This is a genomic window from Anaerovorax odorimutans, from assembly GCF_024459955.1.
GTDB lineage: Bacteria > Bacillota > Clostridia > Peptostreptococcales > Anaerovoracaceae > Hominibacterium > Hominibacterium odorimutans_A.
The window spans coordinates 1-671 of the sequence record NZ_JANFXK010000080.1 but is presented as its reverse complement, the minus strand read 5'-3'; the positions used below and the strand labels follow the sequence as shown (position 1 = coordinate 671).

The following is a 671-nucleotide window of genomic DNA, read 5'->3' as shown; positions in this document are numbered from 1 at the left end:
CTTCCGCACGGCGGAGCACCGCAACCTCTGCCTTTTTAAAGTCGTGCTCCGTGGCTTTTATCAAAGCATCAAGCTTGCGGGTATTCAACTTAAAAAACTCCGCGGAAGTCTGAACCGATTTATTCAGCTTCTTTGGAGCTTTCCAACCATTTTTAATTGCGTCCAGGATTTCAAGTTCTTGCTCCATATTGCCCTGTTTACGGGCTTGTTCGATTATACGCCCAATGGAGCCGTTTACCTCGTTAAAATGTCGCCGGAATTTCTTCTTGTTGGCTTTCTTATATTTATCCAGAGCCTTAAGCTGTTCCGCCTGCCACATGGACCAACTAAAGCCCTCTTCGTCTTCCCAATCACGATGCCGCTGCATATTTCGCATCATCGACGCGATCAGTTCCTCTTCGATCGCGGCAAAGGCTTTTCCGATATCATATTCATTCATGGCGATCACCTGCCATTCTGATAAACCTTCCAGCCCTGACTTTTAAAGTCCCTGATCCGCTGTTTTAGCTGGGTGATACTATCGCATTTAATATTCATCAGCTCGGCATAACCATTTTTCTCGACTGCGTAAATTCCAAACGGAACCTGTTCACTGGCCACTTTGAGTAGCCCCTGATACTCCTTCTTTCCCATCCGGTACGTTCGGTTCGCCACTTTGACCTCCATCGGCC

2 protein-coding genes are annotated in these 671 nt (G+C 47.2%); both read right to left on the bottom strand.

What is annotated here, in order from left to right:
• Nucleotides 1–439 (bottom strand): hypothetical protein (locus NE619_RS17940; protein WP_330640854.1); only part of this gene is annotated, 439 nt, incomplete at its 3' end.
• 5 nt (nt 440–444) lie between these two features.
• Nucleotides 445–671 (bottom strand): hypothetical protein (locus tag NE619_RS17935; protein WP_256133852.1); only part of this gene is annotated, 227 nt, incomplete at its 5' end.